Below are 19,905 nucleotides of genomic sequence, written 5' to 3'. Positions count from 1 at the left end.
GATTCAATGGATGCTCTTTCGCAGTTGTTTTACCTGCATGGTATTGGCTTTGAATTCACTAAGTATACAGGTGAACAGGTATTTTTTAGCGAAGAAACGCGTAAACGTGCTTTGCAATGTTGTGGTGTTGATACAAATAATGAAGCAGGAATAGCTCAACTAACTTATGATTTAGATGCATCGCTTTGGCTTGATTTAGTACCTAGTGTGAGTTTAGTTGAGCAAACTGCATGTTTGTTAAAGCTTCGTATAAATGAACGTCAGCAATATTTAGCCGCTAATATCGATGTCCCTTCACTTGGAATGCATTTAGCATTTGATAACCTTTATAACTTGGCTGTCACTGGTGAATATTACTTGCATGGCGTTCGCTATATTGAGCTGGCACTACCCATTGGTAATATGCCAATTGGCTATCATGACGCTAATGTTCAGGTAGGTGAGCAACACGCTATTACACAAATTTGGTGCGTGCCTGAGCAAGTCTATCAAGTGGGAGACACAAAGCGCACTGGATTATCTATTCAGCTTTACACATTAAAAAATAGAGCGAATTTTGGTATTGGCGACTTTGACGATTTATTAGCGCTTACAAAACTATGCAGCTCCCAAAACATGGATTATATATTACTTAATCCACTGCATTTGTTATTTGCTGATATGCCAGAGCGAGCCAGTCCTTATAGCCCTAATAGTCGCGCTTTATTAAATCCTCTTTATATTTCTATCGTAATAAGCGAAGACGCAATAAATAACGAAAACCTTGACGCCATTATGCAGCAAGATGATGTCGCTGCACTTATTAAAAGTAATGATCAGTTTATAGATTATGAAAATGTAAGCCGTATAAAGTATACGTTATTTGAAGCGCTTTATAATCAGTTTGAATTAACGGCAAGTGATGAGCGTCGCCAAGCGTTTACTGATTTTTGTAATGCTCACTCTACTACGTTAAATACCCTCGAATCAGATAACCTAACATTTGCTTATTACCTGCAATGGCAAGCGCATATGCAACTTGCACTGTGTCAAAAAAGTTGCGCAGAGAGAGGCATGGCTATTGGCTTAATAAACGACTTAGCTGTTGGTTGTGCTGGCGATGGGGCTGAATTTAAAAACCAGCAATCGCTGTTTAGCCAAGGTGCAAGTGTAGGCGCTCCACCCGATCCATGGGCTGAAGCAGGTCAAAATTGGGGCCTCCCAGCCCTCAATCCCCAAAGCCTTAGTAATAATCACTACCAATTTTACCGCTCGCTCATTCGCGCAAACATGCAAAACGTAGGTGGACTTCGAATTGACCACGTAATGGCTATTAGACGCCTATGGTGGTGCTTTGAAAGCAATGGCGAACAAGACGGCTGTTATGTTTATTATCCGTTTGAGCATTTACTTGCCATTTTAAAAATTGAATCGCATATTAATCAGAGTATTGTTATTGGTGAAGATTTAGGCATCGTACCGCCAGAGGTTAGGGAAGCTTTGGCATCTAGCGGTATTTTTTCCAACAGCTTATTTTATTTTGAGAAACAACACAGTGGAGAGTTTTTATCGGTAGATGAGCTAGCAACACATTGTTTGTTAATGATAGCCAATCACGATGTCCCTCCATTTACAGGCTGGTGGCAACATGATGATTTAGATATTAAGCAACAATATAAGCTTATAACTTGCAATGAATACGAGCAACTAAAGCAACAGCGAATAGAAGAGCAACAAAGGTTACTACGTTTTATTAATCACCATGGCAATACAACTGAGCTTTTATTACATAGTGAAGCAGTGACTGTTTATAGCGCACTTGCATTGTGTTTAGCAGGCTCTCAATCGCGTTTATTTGCAATACAAATAGATGACTTAGATGAGCAGAAGTATCCGGTTAATATCCCCGGGACAGATAAAGAATATCCTAATTGGCGACGTGTATTAACGCATACCAGTGAAGAAATTTTTACCAAAAATGCCTCACTTTTAGCTGCTATCGATTCAATAAGGAAAGGTTAAATGAGCAGTACAACTAATGAAAATAGTTACGATGCACAAGTACACGCATTAAATACAGGGCGATTTAAAGACCCATTTAGCTTCTTAGGGGCACATAAAACGGATGCTGAGGTTGAAATTCGTTTTTATCTACCTTGTGCAATAAGCGTAAGTGTTACATTAAATAATAAAAGTATTAAGGCGAAACGCTATCAGCAAAGTGACTTATTTATAGCCAAAGTTGATGCTTTGCCCACTGCGCCATATGAATGCATTGCTCAATACACAGATAGCAGCGTTACCTTTTATGATGAATACAGCTTTGAAAGCACACTTGATGCAGAGGCAATGTATTTATTTAACGAAGGCAGTCTTGAACATGCTTACTCGCATTTTGGTGCACATTTTAGTACTCAACAAAACGTAGACGGTGTACGTTTTTGTGTATGGGCGCCTAATGCGGCAAGTGTCTCTATTATTGGTGAGTTTAACTTTTGGCAAGCGAATCGCCACTTTATGCGCTTTCATCCTGCAAGTGGTGTATGGGAGTTATTTGTACCAGGCCTTAAAGCTGACATGTGCTACAAATTTGCAATTACCGCGCAAAGTGGAGAGGTGCTCGAAAAAGCCGACCCTTATGCATTTAAAATGCAACAAGCACCTGGCACTGCAAGTGTACTGCAGTATAAACCAGAACCTATAAAGCTTGGCGAGCAGGCACTTCAAAACAGACAAAAGCGTAACCATATAGATGCACCAATTAGTATTTATGAAGTGCATTTAGGCTCATGGCAACGGGCTGAAAACAACCGCTATTTAAGTTACACAGAGCTTGCCGATAAACTCGTTAGCTACGCTCTTGAAATGAATTTTACTCACCTGCAACTTATGCCAATAAGTGAATACCCGTTTGATGGTTCGTGGGGGTATCAGCCTGTTGGATTATTTGCACCTACCAGCCGCTTTGGCGACTACAACAGCTTTAAATACTTTGTAGAGCAGTGCCACAAAGCTAATTTAGGTATTTTGCTTGATTGGGTACCAGGGCATTTTCCAAGCGATCCGCATGGCTTACATCGATTTGATGGCACCCATTTATATGAGCATGCTGATAAGCGCCAAGGGTTTCATCCTGATTGGAATACCTACATTTATAACTACGACCGTCCTGAAGTTAAAAGCTTTTTAATATCAAATGCTATGTATTGGCTACATCAATTTGGTTTAGATGGCCTGCGTGTAGATGCCGTAGCTTCTATGTTGTATTTAGATTACAGCCGAAAAGAAGGCGAGTGGGTTGCTAATTGTTACGGCGGGCGTGAAAACTTAGGTGCAATTGAGTGCCTAAAGCAAGTCAATATGCGCAGCTATAAAAACAACCCAGGCATTATGATGGTGGCTGAGGAGTCGACAGCATGGCCGGGTGTCACCCAAAGTGTTGAGCACAACGGTTTAGGCTTTGGTTATAAGTGGAACATGGGTTGGATGAACGATAGTTTGCATTACATGCAACACGACCCACTTTATCGTCAGCATCATCATCACGAAATGACTTTTTCGATGGTATACGCGTTTAGCGAAAACTATATATTGCCATTAAGCCACGATGAGGTAGTACATGGTAAAGGCTCGTTAATTGAAAAAATGCCAGGCGATGATTGGCAAAAATTTGCAAATTTACGCGCTTATTACGCATTTATGTGGGCACACCCGGGTAAAAAACTCTTATTTATGGGCGGTGAAATTGCACAGCGAAAAGAGTGGGGGCACGATCATTCTATCGATTGGCATTTACTTGAGCACCAAAGCCACAGCGGTATAAAGCACACCGTAAAAGCGCTCAATACCGTTTATAAAACCCAACCCGCGTTGTATGAGCTTGATTCGAGCGCGGCTGGTTTTACCTGGATAGATAACAATAATAATCAGCAGAGCATTTTAAGCTTTGTTCGCTATGCTAAAAACGCAAAAAACTTTGTGGTTGTTATTGCTAATTTTACCCCCGCGTCCTATGAAAACTACGTTATTGGCGTACCGAGTAAAGGGCGTTACAAGGTCATTGTAAATACAGATGATACTCAGTTTTTTGGCTCTGGCGTTGAGGTAACTAAAGATTCTTCGCTGATAGTTCAGGCAATAAACGAATCAAATCATGGTTTTAAACACAGTATTTCAATTGCCATTGGTGGCTTAACTACTATTTATTTACAAAAGGTTGATGATGAGTAACCGATTTGATGTAGCACCCGGTAATGTAGAACCACTTGGCTCTAGTGTTATTGATAATGGGGTCAACTTCGCGCTTTATGCGCCTGGGGCGAGCCAAGCTTATGTATGCCTGTTTGATAAAAGTGGCCATTCAGAAATACTAAAAATGGCGATGAATATCAACGAAGGGGGTATTTGGAGTATTCATATTTCGCCATTAAACGCCGGTGCGCTTTATGGTTTTAGAGTTGAGGGTGAATATAACCCTAAAAATGGTCAACTGTTTAACGAAAATAAGCTGCTGATAGACCCATATGCAAAAGACTTGTTTGGTGAGTTTACTTGGAGTGAACGCCATTACGGGCAAATGCCCATCGGTACTAAAAGCACTGTAAATAATGCGATTGATATACCTAAATCAAAAGTAGCGGCTCCTACGTTGTATAGGCATAAAAAGCCTAACCACCGTTGGTCAAACACGGTTATTTATGAGTGTCATGTAAAAGGTACAACGTGTCGTCATCCTAAAATTCCCAAATCTCTACAAGGGAAGTTTTTAGGGTTAAGCCACCCAAGCTTTATTGAACACTTACAAAGCTTTGGTGTTACAGCCGTTGAGCTTTTGCCTGTTCATTCTTTTATTAGTGAGCAATTTTTAACAGGGAAAGGTTTGCAAAACTACTGGGGTTACAACACGCTTAACTTTTTTACGCCCCATAAAGACTATTTGGTAAACGATGATATAAACGAGTTTAAGCAAATGGTTCAAGAGCTCCATGCTGCAGACATAGAAGTCATATTAGATGTTGTTTACAACCATACAGCTGAAGCAGGGGCGGATGGCCCTATACTATCGCTTAGAGGCTTTGATAACTTAGCCTATTACCGCACAGTAGAGGGGCAGCCTGACGTATATATAAACGATACCGGCTGTGGTAATACCATAAATATTGACCACCCTAAAACACTGCAACTTGTACTTGATAGCCTTCGTTATTGGGTTGAAGAAATGGGAGTTGATGGTTTTAGGTTTGATTTAGCGACCATTTTAGGCCGCTCAAAAGCAGGCTTTAGCTCCGCACATACTTTTTTACAAGTAGTTGCCCAAGACCCTGTGCTTAACAAAGTTAAGTTAATAAGTGAGCCTTGGGATATAGGCCCAGGTGGTTATCAGCTTGGTGCATTCCCGCCGCCATGGCGAGAATGGAACGATCAATACCGCGATGTAATTAGACGTTTTTGGCAAAGTGAAAAGGGTATTATTGCCAACGTTGCAAAACGTTTGCATGGATCGTTTGATATTTTTGAGCACAGCCAACGTGGGCCGCTCAATAGTATTAATTTTATAACGAGTCATGATGGTTTTACCCTTGCTGATTTAGTGAGTTATGAGCATAAACATAACGAAGCTAATGGCGAGCAAAATCGAGATGGGCACAGTGCAAATCATTCGTTTAACTGTGGGGTAGAAGGTTTTACCAGCGACTCTAAAATAAACGCACTGCGCTTACAGCAACAAAAGAACTTTTTACTTACTTTAATTCTCTCAAAAGGTGTTCCCATGATTGCTGCTGGTAGCGAAATGGCGCACTCGCAAGGGGGGAATAACAATGCTTATTGCCAAAATAATCGCACTAGTTGGCTTGCCTGGAAAGATTCTCAACTTAATCATTCGTTAACACGATTTATTGATGATGCATTAAAAATTAGACGTGCGCACAGTGCGTTTAAACACAGTGTATTTTTAGATGATATAGACGAGCGTTTTACCGTTAAGTGGTTTACCGAACAAGGTAAAACCATGACTGATGCTCACTGGCATGAAGATACCAGACAGTTTTTAATGTATAGCTTACTTGATAAGCAAAACAATCATGCATTGCTGATTGTATTTAATGCCAGTGAAAAAACAATTTTTTGTCAAATGCCCCCATCGCCAATTAATGCGCCGTGGCAAATGATTCTATCAAGTGTACATAATGCATCTGTGAGCAGTAATGAAGATGCGATGGTTGAAATTTCAGCACAAAGTAGTTGGGTTTTTAGTGCCAATTTAGAGGATGTAAGTCATGGCTAAACAAAGTGAACAAGTGTGTGTAGTAAAGGGCTGGCAAGAAGGTCCTGTTATAGATGAAAGTACGCTTAAAGATGACTTAACACGGCATTTTTATTATACCCTCGGCCGAGATAAGGTGGGTGAATCGCAGCATTATTTGTATCACGCATTAGCGCTTACTATTCGCGACAGACTTGTGGCCCGCTGCAGAGAAACGAATCAACAAATTAAGCAAGAGAAACGCCGCAAAACGGCTTACCTTTCTCTTGAGTTTTTGATGGGGCGTGCGCTAGGTAATGCTGTTTTAAATCTAGATTTAGATGAACAAGTAAGCTCAGCACTACAAGAGTACTGCACAACAATAGAAACAATTGAAGACGCCGAGCACGACGCTGGCCTAGGAAATGGTGGGCTAGGGCGCCTTGCAGCCTGCTTTTTAGATAGCTGTGCTAGTTTAGCGTTGCCTGTTATTGGCTATGGCCTACGATACGAATACGGCATGTTTAATCAATCGATTAAAGATGGTAACCAAATTGAGCAACCAGATAACTGGCTACGTGAAGGACATCCATGGGAGCTAGGCGCACCAGAGCATGCAAAACGTGTGAAGTTTGGTGGCTATGTGCAAAGTTACACAGATAAATTTGGCAGAGAGCACCGTCAATGGATGGGCTCACAAGATGTATTAGCTGTACCGTACGATGTACCTGTCCCTGGGTATAAAAACAATATCGTAAATACACTACGTCTGTGGAAATCAGAGGCAACAGATGAATTTAATTTAACCGAATTTAATGCGGGCAGTTATTCAGAAGCCGTAGCACAAAAAAATCTAGCCGAACAGATCACCATGGTTCTGTATCCAAATGACAGCAGCGAAAATGGTAAGGAGCTTAGGTTACGCCAACAATACTTTTTATCATCGGCGAGTATTCAAGACGTAGTAGACCAATGGGTTTCCCAACATGGCGAGAGCTTTAGTGACTTTGCTGATTTTCATGTTTTTCAGTTAAACGACACGCACCCAAGTATTGCTGTTGCAGAGCTAATGCGTATTTTAATTGATGATTACGAATTAGATTGGAACGACGCTTGGCAAATTACAACTAAAACAATGGCCTACACAAATCATACGCTACTTCCTGAAGCGCTTGAAAAATGGTCTGTTTCGTTGTTTTCAAAATTATTGCCACGCATTTTAGAAATAATTTACGAGATAAATGCACGCTTTTTAGCACAAGTTGCACAGCAATGGCCGGGAGATGTTGAAAAGCAACGTTCATTGTCACTGATTGAAGAGGGTGATGAGCCGCAAATTCGTATGGCTTATTTAGCTATTGTAGGTAGTTACTCTGTAAATGGCGTAGCAGCACTTCATACTGAACTGTTAAAAGCGGGATTATTTAAAGAATTTTATGCACTGTGGCCAGATAAGTTTAATAACAAAACAAATGGTGTAACGCCTCGTCGATGGCTTGCGCATTGTAATCCAGTATTAAGTGAATTAATTGGTGAAAAAATTGGCCATGATTGGGTTAAAAACTTTTCAAAAATTAGTGACCTACGTCGTTTTTATGACGACAAGGCATTTCATGAGCAGTGGCAAAATGCTAAACGTGAAAACAAACAACGTTTAGTTGATTTAGTTAAGGCGCGCTGCGATATCGATTTTGATGTATCAATGATGTTTGACGTACAAGTAAAACGTATCCACGAATACAAACGTCAGCTATTAAACATACTTCATGTGATTCATTTATATGACCGTATTCGCCGTGGGGATACCCAAGGGCTTGTTCCTCGTTGTGTTCTATTAGGTGGTAAAGCAGCGCCGGGTTATTACATGGCTAAAAAAATTATTAAGCTTATTAATAACGTGGCAGAGGTTATAAATAAAGACCCTCAAGCTGCGCCATATTTACGCGTCGCCTTTTTGCCTAATTACAACGTAACCGCAATGGAAGTTATTTGTCCTGCAACTGATCTCTCAGAGCAAGTATCTACCGCAGGCAAAGAAGCGTCTGGTACTGGCAACATGAAATTTATGATGAATGGTGCATTGACAATAGGCACGCTGGATGGCGCAAACATTGAAATTAGAGATGCTGTTGGTGCTGATAACTTCTTTTTGTTTGGCGCACAAGCGCACGAAATTGACGATATTAAATCACGTTATAATCCAGAGCATTTAATATCGCAAAATAGCGATTTAAAGAATGTGATGCAATTACTCGAGAGCGGGCATTTTAATTTATTTGAACCATGCTTATTTGACGACATAACAAATGCAATTAAGAGCCCGCACGATCCATGGCTTGTTGCTCACGATTTTGAAAGTTATGTAGCAGCTCAAAAAGAAGTTGATAAAGCTTACGCAGATCAGACCTACTGGACACAAATGAGTATTTTAAATACAGCAGCCAGTGGTATGTTTTCAAGTGACAGAACCATAAGCCAATACAGTGAAGATATTTGGCATTTAGAACCCCTCAATATTAGTGAAACAGACTTAACGACAACTAAAAGCCATGCCACTAACAGCCTAGACTAAATGGAGAGAGTATTATGCCTAATTATGCAAATCGCTACATAAGTAGCCTAACCAGAGAAACTTACGCGTTAATACTGGCAGGCGGTCGCGGTTCTCGCCTGCATGAGTTAACCGATTGGCGAGCAAAGCCAGCAGTTTACTTTGGTGGTAAACATCGAATTATCGATTTTCCACTATCAAACTGCATTAACTCGGGTGTGAGACGTGTTGGTATTGCTACACAATATAAATCACATTCATTAATACGCCATGTAAACCGCGCATGGGGGCACTTTAAAAAAGAGCTAGGAGAGTCGGTTGAAATACTACCTGCATCTCAGCGCCAAGGTGATGATTGGTATTGTGGAACCGCAGATGCTGTTTTTCAAAACATAGATATTATTCGTCACGAGCTTCCTAAATATGTGATGATTTTGTCTGGAGATCATGTGTACCGTATGGACTATGGTGCTTTATTGGCTGAACATGTGCAAAAAGGCGCAGATATGACTGTGTGTTGTATTGAAGTCCCAGTAGAGGAAGCCGCAGACACGTTTGGTGTAATGACCGTTGATGAAGAAAGTAGAGTGTGTCGTTTTGATGAAAAACCAGCAATGCCGAGCTCCGTACCCGGCAAGCCAGGTACATGTTTAGCATCAATGGGGAACTACATTTTTAATACTGAATTTTTGTTTGAGCAACTTAAAAAAGATTCTGAAAATGAAGGCTCTGGACGCGATTTTGGTCACGATATTATTCCAGCGATTATAGAAGAGCATAATGTGTTTGCCTTCCCATTTAGAGATCCAAACCAAGAAGGGCAACCTTATTGGCGAGATGTAGGTACGCTTGATTCGTTCTGGGAAGCTAATATGGAACTGGTAATGCCAGAACCACAACTTGATTTATACGATCCAACGTGGCCAATATGGACTTATCAAGAGCAACTACCACCTGCTAAGTTTATTTTTGATGATGAAGATAGACGTGGTATGGCTTTAGACTCAACAGTCTCGGGTGGGTGTATTATTTCGGGCTCTGCGGTTAGAAAATCCCTGTTGTTTTCTAACGTTCACGTTCGCTCATTTTGTACCATTGAGCAGTCGGTGATTTTACCCGGTGCGGTTATAAACCGAGGTTGTAAAATTAAACGCGCAATAATAGATAGAAGCTGTGAAATACCGGCAGGTCTTGAAATAGGTTTTGACAAAAAAACAGATGAAGAAAACGGCTTTAGAGTATCTAAAAAAGGTATCGTTCTTGTTACACGTGATATGCTCACTGAGCTTGCAAAAAAGTTAGAACGCCAAGCGCGAGAAAATAAAAAGCTAGCGTAACAACAAGTTAGATAAGCACGACAACATAGCTTGCTCATTTGTGAGCAAGCTCACACAGGTTTAAAGGAAATAATAAATTAATGCATGTATTAATGGTTGCAGCAGAAAATGACGCGTTACCAGGCGCAAAAGTAGGCGGTGTGGCAGATGTAGTACGCGATGCACCTAAGGCTCTCGCAAAGCAAGGTATAACGGTTGATGTTGTTATTCCTGATTACGGGTTTGAGCCGCTTGAGCGTATTTATATAGGTGAAGTAACCGTTGCATTTAATGCTCAACCCCATGTATTAACCATTTTTAAAGTACAACAAGCCCAAAATAATGTAAGCCAAATTGTTATTAGCCACCCGTTATTTAGTGAATCAGGCAGTGTATATTGTAATGATGCACCGGGGAGGCCTTTTGCAACTGATGCGACTAAATTTGCTCTATTTAACGCAGCCGTCTGCGAAGCGTTATTACAAGGTGTATTAAAGCGCCCTACAGCGCTGCATTTACATGATTGGCACAGTGCCTGCGTTGCAGTTTTACTTAAGTTTGAGCCACGTTATAGCTCACTTAATACCTTACCCATTGCCTTCACAGTGCATAATATTGCACTGCAAGGTATTAGGCCTTTCAAACATGATGATTCAAGCTTAGAGGCGTGGTTTCCATCACTTAGTTATAATGGCCAGCAATTATGCGACCCGCGTTACCCTCATTGTTTTAATCCCATGCGCAGTGCAATAAATCTATGCGATAAAATACATGTTGTATCGCCAACTTATAGCCAAGAGGTTCTTGAACCTAGTAATTACGAACATGGTTTTTTTGGTGGCGAAGGGCTTGAGCAAGATCTGCAAAATGCAGCAAGCCAAGGCAAGCTTGTTGGTATTTTAAATGGCTGCGAATATCCAAGCAATGCACTTGAAGGAGCAACTCTCGCTGATTTTTATAGCCAAGCTGAGAGTACTTTGTTTGGTTGGATGACCAATTACGAGCAGTTACAAAGTGGTTACTATATTGCCCACCAACGACTACAACAATTTAAAGCAACGGTTAATAACGGTCCATTAGTTACAAGCGTTGGCCGTCTTACTGAGCAAAAAGTGTTGTTATTGTGCCAGCAGGTTAATGGGGTTTTAGCTATTGATAAAGTGTGCCAATTAATTAATGAACATAACGGCAGACTTATTATTCTCGGCTCGGGTGACAAAGAGCTCGAAAGCATATTTACCAAAGCAATGGCGCGTAATTCCAATCTTTTATTTTTAAAGGGGTATGGGCAAGGTGTTGGCGATTTAATGTATCAATTAGGTGACTTATTTTTAATGCCAAGCTCGTTTGAACCGTGTGGTATTAGCCAAATGCTAGCAATGCGAGCGGGGCAACCGTGTTTAGTACACAGTGTTGGCGGATTAAAAGATACTGTTAAACACCACGAAAATGGTTTTAGCTTTAATGGAGACACGTTGGCAACGCAAACGCGTAATTTAATTAGCTGTTTAGACGAAACTCTCTTAATTAAAAAGCAAAATCCTAAAAAGTGGCATAAAATTAAGCACAGCGCAGAGCAAATGCGTTTTTCGTGGCCACAAGTGGCAACTGATTATATAACAACCTTATACCGGTAAATCGTTTCTGTACTTTAAAGTTTAGTGACAAATCTACCTGCTTAGGGTTTAATTACTTAGTATTATATAAAAGCTAAGAAGTAGGTAATGTGTCTGTATTTGTTGCAAGGCAAGCAATATTCAATCGAAGTAAAAAAGTAGTAGCCTATGAGCTACTTTTTCGTGATAGTCCAAAAAATTATTTTCCAGATATTGCAGAAGGCCAAGCAACAGCAAGGCTTATTATGGAAAATCAATTAAATTTAGGTACACGCCATATTACATCAGGCAAAAAAGCGCTTATAAATATAGGACCTGAATCATTAAAACTCGATTTATGTGCTTTCTTACCATGCCAAGACGTTGTGATTGAGTTGCTCGAAACCATAGAACCTACCGACGACAACTATGAGCTATGCCGAGGTTTATTTCATAGTAACTACAAACTCGCGCTCGATGATTTTGTATATAAACCACAATGGGATCGTTTTCTAAAGCTTGTGAAGCTCATTAAATTTGATATTGCAATTACACCTCTTAGCGAAATACAGCCCATAGTTACTAAGTTACAAGCGCATAAACAAATAAAAATACTAGCCGAAAAAATAGAAACACAAGAAGACTATGAGCTTGCCTTTGATATGGGGTTTGATTATTTTCAAGGCTATTTTTTTGCAAAGCCTACCATGATCAAGCAAAACGACATTGATTATAATTATGGTTTAGTCGTCGCTATTTACGCAGAAATAATGAAGCAAAGCCCTGACATTAAAACAATCGCAAGCCTGTTTGAGCTAGATGCTGCACTCGCATATAAGTTACTGAGATTAATAAACAGCGGTGTGTTTCCTATACAAAGCCAAATATCGTCATTAAAGCAAGCGCTCGTGTATTTAGGACACGAACGCCTTAAAAAGTTTGTGAGCCTTATTGTTACTGCTCATACAGCGGGTAAAAAACCTGCAGAGCTAATGCAAGTGTGTGTTGTACGTGCTCGTTTTTGTGAGCTTGTGGCAAAAAAGGTTAATAAAAGTCAGTCAGGCGAAGCATTTTTAACAGGGTTATTCTCGTTACTAGATGCAATCCTTGATCAACCAATGAGCTTGCTTGTTGAAAAGTTACCTTTCCCTGATGAAATAAAAACGGCATTATTAGGGGACAAAAACACACTTTATTATATTTTGAACGTTGTTAAAGCATATGAAACAGGAAGCTGGTGGGCACTTGAACAAGCTGTACTTTTGCTAAATATAGACAGTGCTATACTACCTCCACTTTACCAGCAGTCAGTCGATTGGGCTGACAGTTATAAGAATAATATTTAACGGATAATAGCTTTAATGCGCAATTATAATATGGACTTTATTCGCGGCGTTGCCGTGCTTGGCCTTGTTTACATGAATGCTTACGCCTTCGGCATTTTTGAATATGGGTATAGCTCCTTAACTAATCCTCCTGTTAGCGACTCAATTATTCACACCCTTAGCAGCGTGTTTGTAGACGGACGTTTTAGAACGCTGTTTAGTTTGCTTTTTGGTGCTGGGCTTTACATTCAGTGGCAACGTTACAAGTCTGAAGTGCAAATAAAAAGCAGGCTCTATTGGTTAATCCTCTTTGGTTTAGCGCATGGTTTTTTACTTTGGGCCGGTGATATTTTATTTGTTTACGGTGTATCTGGATGGTTTGTTATTAAATATTTAGAAAGTGATAGCAACGTACTTTTAAAAAGAGGGTTTGCATTTACCTTGTTGTCGGCTGTGGTTACCTTACTTGTTATATCTAGCGTACCCGATGAAATAATTTACCGCGATACAGCACAGTTTATTGAATTATATAACCCACACTATATTGATTACTTTATTAGTAACCTTGCTATGAACACGTTAATGCTTGTTATGGTGCCAATAATGACAATGTGGATGTGCGTGGGCCTTATGCTCATTGGCATTTATTTATATAAACAAGACGTTTTTAGTAAAGGCTTAACGACTCAGCAATTAATAGTTTGCGGTGCAATGACCCTTGTTTTTTGTGGAATCAGGCTTTATGCATCACAGCTTAATGGCAGCTTAGGATATGGGGTGCAAGAATTTATAAATATGTTTGCGGCGCTAGGTATGGCTACGCTGTATATTCATTTAATTGTTAAATTTTGCAATAACAGCGCACACGTTGGCACGCTTATTCAACAAGCGGGGCGCTTAGCATTTACTTTATATATTAGCCAAACACTCATACAATTATTGTTATATAAAGTGCTATTTACGCACTGGGTGCTCAATTTTGATCGTATTGACTACTGGTTAGTTGCAACGGCATTAGTTGCACTGCAGCTCATATTTACCTTTATATACAGCCGCTATTTTAACCAAGGCCCGCTTGAATTTGTATGGCGTAAATTAACGAAAGCAAAAATTAATGCTTAAACACCTATAAATTTTAAATTAGGGGCGAAAAAATAGTGTGGGTGGTTTACACTACTCGCCTTAAAAATTACTACGCTATAAGTGCCATGACCGAATTAAAACGTTTAAATAAATTTATTAGTGAAACAGGATTTTGTTCACGCCGCGAAGCCGATAAATATATTGAGCAAGGTCGTGTCAGCGTTAATGGCTACTCGCCTGAAGTGGGCGTAAAAGTTGCTGCTACCGATGTTGTATTGGTTGATGGCAAGCCACTTAAAGCCACACCAAAGCGCGTTTATATCGCTTACAATAAACCAGTTGGTATTACGTGTACTACCGAAAGTAAAATTCAAAGTAATATTATTCGCGCGGTAAATTATCCTACGCGTATATTTCCAATAGGGCGTTTAGATAGACCTTCTGAAGGGCTTATATTTTTAACTAACGAAGGCGACATCGTTAATAAAATTTTGCGTGCGGGTAATAACCACGAAAAAGAATATGTTGTTACGGTTGATAAACCGCTTAATCGTCAGTTTGTTACAAAAATGGCCAATGGCGTGCCTATTTTAGGTACGGTGACTAAAAAGTGTAAAGTGACACAAACTGCCCCTAAAGAATTTAAAATAGTACTTACCCAAGGCTTAAACCGTCAAATACGCCGCATGTGTGAATACTTAGGCTACGAAGTTGTAACCTTAAAACGTACGCGCATAATGAACGTAACACTTAAAGGTTTAAAAGTAGGGCATTGGCGTCATTTATCTGATACTGAAATGGCGCAAATAAACGACTCGATTTCTGACTCAGGTAAAACTCAAGAACATTCGCTTGATGCTAATAAACAATCAGAAAATAATACGCCGTCGATTCCTAAAAAGCGTGATTTTCAGGGTGAAAATCCTCGCCGTTTTAATAAAGGCGAACAAAGTGGCGAGCGTAGTACTGAGCGAAATTCAAGTCGCAACTCTGATCGCAGTAATGCTAATGGCGAGCGCAAAAATGAGCGCAGTAAAGCACCTTATCAAAAGCGTTCTACCACGTATGTTGGTAAGCCAAAAAGTATTAAAGAGAACAAGTCGTCACAGTCAAAACCTAGCTCGGGGCGTACCCTTAGCTTAAAAAAATAATCTGCACCAAGTGGTATTCTACTACCACTGTATTTCTTGTACTATATTGCCAAGTGGGCTTGTAACGCCCACTAAATTTATATTGTTATTTTGCAAGCTCACCAACTTACTCTTATCTAAATACCATCTAAAACTGTGTTTCCTGTAGCTTTTTAAGTCAAGCACAGTCAGTTTTGAGCAACTGTATTCATAATCAGTTGGGCAAGTGCCTACTTCAAGTAATTGATATTCTTGCTGCCATATATTGTCGCTGTATTTATTGGCATGTAACTTTGCTGAAATACATACCGACGTCCACAACCATAAGTAAATTAAAATAGGCAAAAACAGTGGTATAAATGCGCTGCGGAACTTCCCATGCACATCAATATAATCTTTGACCGTATGTTTAAATTCAAAGTTACTATTATACTTTTTATATAAGTGCCTAAATAAAACTACCGACAGCACTATCGTCATTATAGGAAATAACGTAAACGTTAAAGTGTCATACATACCATTGGAGATAAAAGCGGGATCGGCTTGTTCATCCCATGCAAGTAAAGCAAGTGGGGGAGCCGTTGCTAAAAATAGCAGAGCGCTATTGAATAGTTGTTTAAAGGTCACAGGTTATCCGCTTATAAAGTGTTGCTTTGTATAAAGCTTCAATTAGCTCTTAAATGCTAAAACAATGTAAAATAAGAGTATACCTAAATAAATTGCAATCGCCGATAATGCGTTTTTAGAGCGCAGGCGTTTAGCTATATCGCGTGTACCATCAACCATGGCGGAAACTACCAGCAATAAGCCTCCTGTAAATCGGTAGTTGTTTAAGTTTACGTTACCATTATCGTCAGTTATAAAGCGTAAATAACCAAAAAGTATAAAAATGCTGCCCGCTATTAGTATCGCAGTTTTAAAATTTTCCAAGGCTTTTCCATAATATTGAGTTAGATACTAAAACGGCACTAAGTTGAGTTATGATAATTTTACTATATTTCGAATTTAAATTTTGCCTAAATCCATTAAATGGCCTCATTATGTCGCTATATTAGGCGTATATACGCTAAAGCCTGATTTATATTGTGCATTATCAAGTACACTTAGTTATATGAAGGGTAAGCTGTTAAGATGCGCCGTCTTAATAATGCAGAAAGGTTATAGAAGTAACATGTCAAAATTTTTCTTTATGGGTAAGCCCGACATAATGGGTAAAAATAACAGTAATGGATTTGCACCAAAACGTACTGCAAAGCCAGGCACAGAGTTACACCCGTTAACGCTAATTGTAAACTCAGTTGCACGACAATCAGAAATAGAAGCAATATTAGAAGAGCATTCGCTGTTTGCTTCAATTGAAGTTAAAGCTGAAGTACCAGAAGATATTCGCGAACTAGACTTTGCGCTTAGCAAGTCAACACCACAAGTATTTGATAAAGTACCAGAGCGTAACGCACCTTGTGTATGTGGTAGCGGCAAAAAATATAAGAAGTGTTGCGGTTAGTTTCTTAACAACTAAATATGTAGCCTTTCTTTTTTCATCGGTATTAAATAAAAATGCCACTGACCTTGAGCCAGTGGCATTTTTTAATGTTAACCGATTATATGTTTAACTACTTACGCGGTTCGTAATCAATTCTAAATATAACCGTGTAAAGTACTGGCACTACAATTAGAGTCAAAATTGTAGCAAAGCCTAGACCAAACATAATCGTTACCGCCATTGACTGGAAGAACACGTCAAATAACAGCGGGATCATACCTAAAATAGTAGTTATAGCCGCCATAGCAACTGGGCGTACACGGCTCACACCAGAGTCAAACACGGCTTCATAAGGCGATTTACCTTCACTCAATTCGAGATTTATTTGATCAACTAATACAATACCGTTTTTAATAAGCATACCGCTTAAGCTTAATAAACCAAGTAGTCCCATAAAACTAAACGGAGCATTCATAGCTAACAAGCCCGCGCTTACACCGATAATAGCTAACGGAACCGTTGCCCAAATCACAAGTGGTTGCTTAAGCGAGTTAAAAAGTAATACGGTTACTGCAAACATCGCTAAGTAACCCAGTGGTAATGAGCCAAATATTGCTTTTTGAGCTTTGCTTGAAGATTCAAACTCGCCGCCCCATTCTAGTTCGTAACCGCGCGGTAATTCCATGTTTTCTATTGGTCCGCGAATACGTGCAAATAGTTTGGCAGGGGTTTCATCCCCTAATACATCGTGATCGGCCATAATCGTAATTGTACGTTTGCGATCGCGGCGCATTATTAGGCTGTCTTCCCACTGCACATCAAATTCGTCTACAACTTGGGTTACTGGTACAAATACACCAAGTACTGGGCTGTATATTTGAAGGTCGTGTACGCTTTCTACGTTTAAGCGCTCGTTAGCAGGAGATCGTGCAATAATAGGCAGCAACTGCGTGCCATCGCGATATACGCCCACTTGTTTACCCGATAAACTTGTTAGTAATACATTGTCTAAGTCAGATTTACTAATACCTAAGCGGCGTGCTTTTTGCTCGTTAAACTGCGGGCGAATCATTTTAGTACGTGCACGCCAGTCATCACGAATATTGTACGCGCCATCGTCGTTACCAATAAGTTCTTCAGCTTTAGCAGCGAGTTGTCTTAAAATAACAGGATCAGGGCCTGAAAAACGCGCTTCTATTTTTGCATCAGTAGAAGGACCAATTTCCATTGGCTTAATTTTAAGCTGTGCAGAGAGTGCATGATTATTTGAGTAATCACGTACAGTTTGCATTACAGTCGCTACGGCTTCTCTGTTGGCTACACGAATAATTAATTGCCCGTACGCGGGGTATGATTTTTCTGGTGCGTAGGTAAGCATAAAGCGTGGCGCGCCTTGGCCTGTTGTACTTGTTACTTCTTCAACAAGGTCTTCTTTTTGCAAAAACTCTTCAAGTTTTTTAACGCCCTCTAGGGTTGAGCGAATATCAGATCCTTGCTCTTGCCAGTAATCTACATAAAACATAGGTGTATTAGAGGCAGGAAAAAACGACTGTTTAACAGAGCCAAAACCAACAACCGCAGTACACAGTAAAACAACCATTAATATAAGCGTGGTTTTTCTAAAGTGCAGCGCTAAATCTAAAATCGCTTTGTAACCGTTAAAAATAAAACCTTTGTATGGGTCTTCATCTTCTTGGCCTTCTTCGTTTTTAAACTCGTTTTCTTTGAACATTAAATTGGCAAAAAATGGCGTTAACGTTATGGCTGTTATCCAACTTAATAAAAGCGAAATAAACAACACCCAAAACAAGCTGCCGGCAAATTCACCACTGGCATCAGAGCTTAAACCAATTGGCGCAAAGGCAGTGACTGCAATGACTGTTGCACCTAGTAAGGGCCATTTTGTTTGCTCAACAATATTAACCGCTGCTTTGAGTTTTGTTTGCCCACGTTTAAGGTTTATTAGTATCCCTTCGGTTACAACTATTGCGTTATCAACCAGCATCCCTAGGGCAATAATAAGTGCTCCAAGTGATATGCGTTGCAAGTCGATGGCAAACAACTTCATAAATATAAACGTACCCAGTACAGTAAGCAGTAAAATACCACCAATTAAAATACCGCTTTTTAAACCCATAAATAACAGCAGTACTACAATAACAATCGCAATAGCTTCAAGTAAGCTGATAATAAAACCATCAACCGATTTTTGAACCTCTTGTGGTTGGTTGTATACCGAATTTATGTCAATACCATGAGGGCGTTGATACTCAAGTGAAGCTAAGTGATCGTCAATGTGTTTACCCACATCAACTACGTTAACTCCTGACATAAACGACACGCCAATAAGCAAAGCTTGCTGAGAATTATAACGAATAACATTGTTAGGTACTTCTGCGTACTCTCTGTAAACCTTTGCTACGTCGCCTAAATAAATAAGCTCACTTGCACCAGGTTTTGAAATTAATAGCGTTTCGAGCTCTTTTACATCTTTAAATTCGCCAGTAGGGTGCAAGCGAATTGACTCATCGCCTACGCGAATTTTACCCGCATTAGAAACCGTATTTTGCGATTGCAGTAACTGAAATATATGACTTGGTGCAATACCTAATTGAGCTAATTTACGCGTTGAGACTTCAACCATTACTTGCGGTTGTTGCTCACCTGCAACCGTTACTTTACTTACGCCTTTAACCAAGACTAGCTCACGTTTTAAAAAGTCTACGTAGTCTTTAAGCTCGTCATATGAGTAGCCATCACCGGTTACCGAATACATAACACCGTAAACATCGGCAAAGTCATCTAAAATAGTACTTGGATAAACGCCGCTGGGAAGCGAAGGGGAGAGGTCGTTAATTTTTCGACGCATTTCATCCCAAATTTGGCGAAGCTGCTCTTTACGATAATTGCTTTTCATCTCTACTGAGATTTGCGACTTACCGTTAGATGAAATAGAGGTAACGTAATCAACATAAGGGAGTTGCTGAATCGCGTTTTCAATCGGAAAAGTAACTTCTTCTTCAACTTGCTGCGGCGAAGCGCCAGGGTACATGGTAATAACCATGGCTTTTTTAAGCGTAAACTCAGGGTCTTCTAGTTGCCCTAAATCAAAATACGATACACTACCGCCAATTAATAGAAGCAGCGTAAACATCCAACTGATTACTTTTTTCTCTATGGAGAGTTGTGCAAAGCTCAT

13 protein-coding genes are annotated in these 19,905 nt (G+C 39.9%); 10 read left to right on the top strand and 3 right to left on the bottom strand.

All coding sequences use genetic code 11. From position 1 onward, the window contains the following. The first annotated feature begins 6 nt into the window (after positions 1-6). From malQ to rluF, 9 genes are all read left to right on the top strand, one after another. Positions 7-2,001: a 4-alpha-glucanotransferase gene (malQ, locus tag H5161_RS03880; protein ID WP_182768720.1), complete on the top strand. Its 1,995-nt coding sequence runs from the start codon at positions 7-9 to the stop codon at positions 1,999-2,001. Continuing rightward, positions 2,002-4,209 carry a 1,4-alpha-glucan branching protein GlgB gene (gene glgB, locus H5161_RS03875; protein WP_182768719.1) on the top strand — a complete coding sequence of 736 codons (2,208 nt, stop codon included), beginning with the start codon at positions 2,002-2,004 and terminating at the stop codon, positions 4,207-4,209. Then, positions 4,202-6,265 (top strand): glycogen debranching protein GlgX, encoded by a 2,064-nt coding sequence (gene glgX / locus H5161_RS03870; RefSeq protein ID WP_182768718.1) that lies wholly within the window; start codon positions 4,202-4,204, stop codon positions 6,263-6,265. Before glgB ends, glgX begins: the two co-directional genes overlap by 8 nt. Next, positions 6,258-8,795, top strand: coding sequence for a glycogen/starch/alpha-glucan phosphorylase (locus H5161_RS03865; protein WP_182768717.1), 2,538 nt, complete (start codon positions 6,258-6,260; stop codon positions 8,793-8,795). The genes glgX and H5161_RS03865 overlap by 8 nt, the downstream gene beginning before the upstream one ends. A 14-nt stretch (positions 8,796-8,809) precedes the next feature. Then, complete coding sequence (glgC, locus tag H5161_RS03860; protein WP_182694922.1) at positions 8,810-10,111, top strand: glucose-1-phosphate adenylyltransferase; 1,302 nt, start codon at positions 8,810-8,812, stop codon at positions 10,109-10,111. A gap of 80 nt (positions 10,112-10,191) precedes the next feature. After that, positions 10,192-11,727 carry a glycogen synthase gene (locus H5161_RS03855; RefSeq protein WP_182768716.1) on the top strand — a complete coding sequence of 512 codons (1,536 nt, stop codon included), beginning with the start codon at positions 10,192-10,194 and terminating at the stop codon, positions 11,725-11,727. Positions 11,728-11,816: 89 nt separating this feature from the next. After that, positions 11,817-13,031, top strand: coding sequence for an EAL and HDOD domain-containing protein (locus H5161_RS03850; protein ID WP_149603661.1), 1,215 nt, complete (start codon positions 11,817-11,819; stop codon positions 13,029-13,031). 30 nt (positions 13,032-13,061) lie between these two features. Next, positions 13,062-14,132 carry a DUF418 domain-containing protein gene (locus H5161_RS03845; protein WP_182768746.1) on the top strand — a complete coding sequence of 357 codons (1,071 nt, stop codon included), beginning with the start codon at positions 13,062-13,064 and terminating at the stop codon, positions 14,130-14,132. A gap of 86 nt (positions 14,133-14,218) precedes the next feature. Then, on the top strand, positions 14,219-15,244 hold the full coding sequence (gene rluF, locus H5161_RS03840; RefSeq protein ID WP_182768715.1) for a 23S rRNA pseudouridine(2604) synthase RluF: 1,026 nt from the start codon (positions 14,219-14,221) through the stop codon (positions 15,242-15,244). A 21-nt stretch (positions 15,245-15,265) separates the two neighbouring features. Here the strand turns inward: rluF and H5161_RS03835 are convergent, their stop codons facing one another. Both H5161_RS03835 and H5161_RS03830 read right to left on the bottom strand, forming a co-directional pair. Next, entirely contained in the window at positions 15,266-15,850 is a 585-nt protein-coding gene (locus tag H5161_RS03835) for a hypothetical protein (RefSeq protein ID WP_182768714.1), read from the bottom strand. A 42-nt stretch (positions 15,851-15,892) separates the two neighbouring features. After that, on the bottom strand, positions 15,893-16,153 hold the full coding sequence (locus H5161_RS03830) for a MetJ regulator of methionine regulon (RefSeq protein ID WP_182768713.1): 261 nt from the start codon (positions 16,151-16,153) through the stop codon (positions 15,893-15,895). Positions 16,154-16,394: 241 nt separating this feature from the next. Here H5161_RS03830 and H5161_RS03825 point away from each other — a divergent pair, with 241 nt between their 5' ends. Further along, a complete protein-coding gene (locus H5161_RS03825; protein ID WP_024595073.1) occupies positions 16,395-16,727 on the top strand; it encodes a PBPRA1643 family SWIM/SEC-C metal-binding motif protein in 333 nt (110 codons plus the stop codon). Between the two features lie 109 nt (positions 16,728-16,836). On the opposite strand, the gene H5161_RS03820 is transcribed toward H5161_RS03825, so the two are convergent. Then, positions 16,837-19,905: an efflux RND transporter permease subunit gene (locus tag H5161_RS03820; RefSeq protein ID WP_182768712.1), complete on the bottom strand. Its 3,069-nt coding sequence runs from the start codon at positions 19,903-19,905 to the stop codon at positions 16,837-16,839.

The sequence above is a fragment of the Pseudoalteromonas sp. SG43-5 genome, assembly GCF_014164345.1.
In the GTDB taxonomy this organism is placed as follows: domain Bacteria; phylum Pseudomonadota; class Gammaproteobacteria; order Enterobacterales; family Alteromonadaceae; genus Pseudoalteromonas; species Pseudoalteromonas distincta.
Note: the sequence above shows the minus strand (reverse complement) of the source record. Positions and strands in the feature narration are given on the sequence as shown.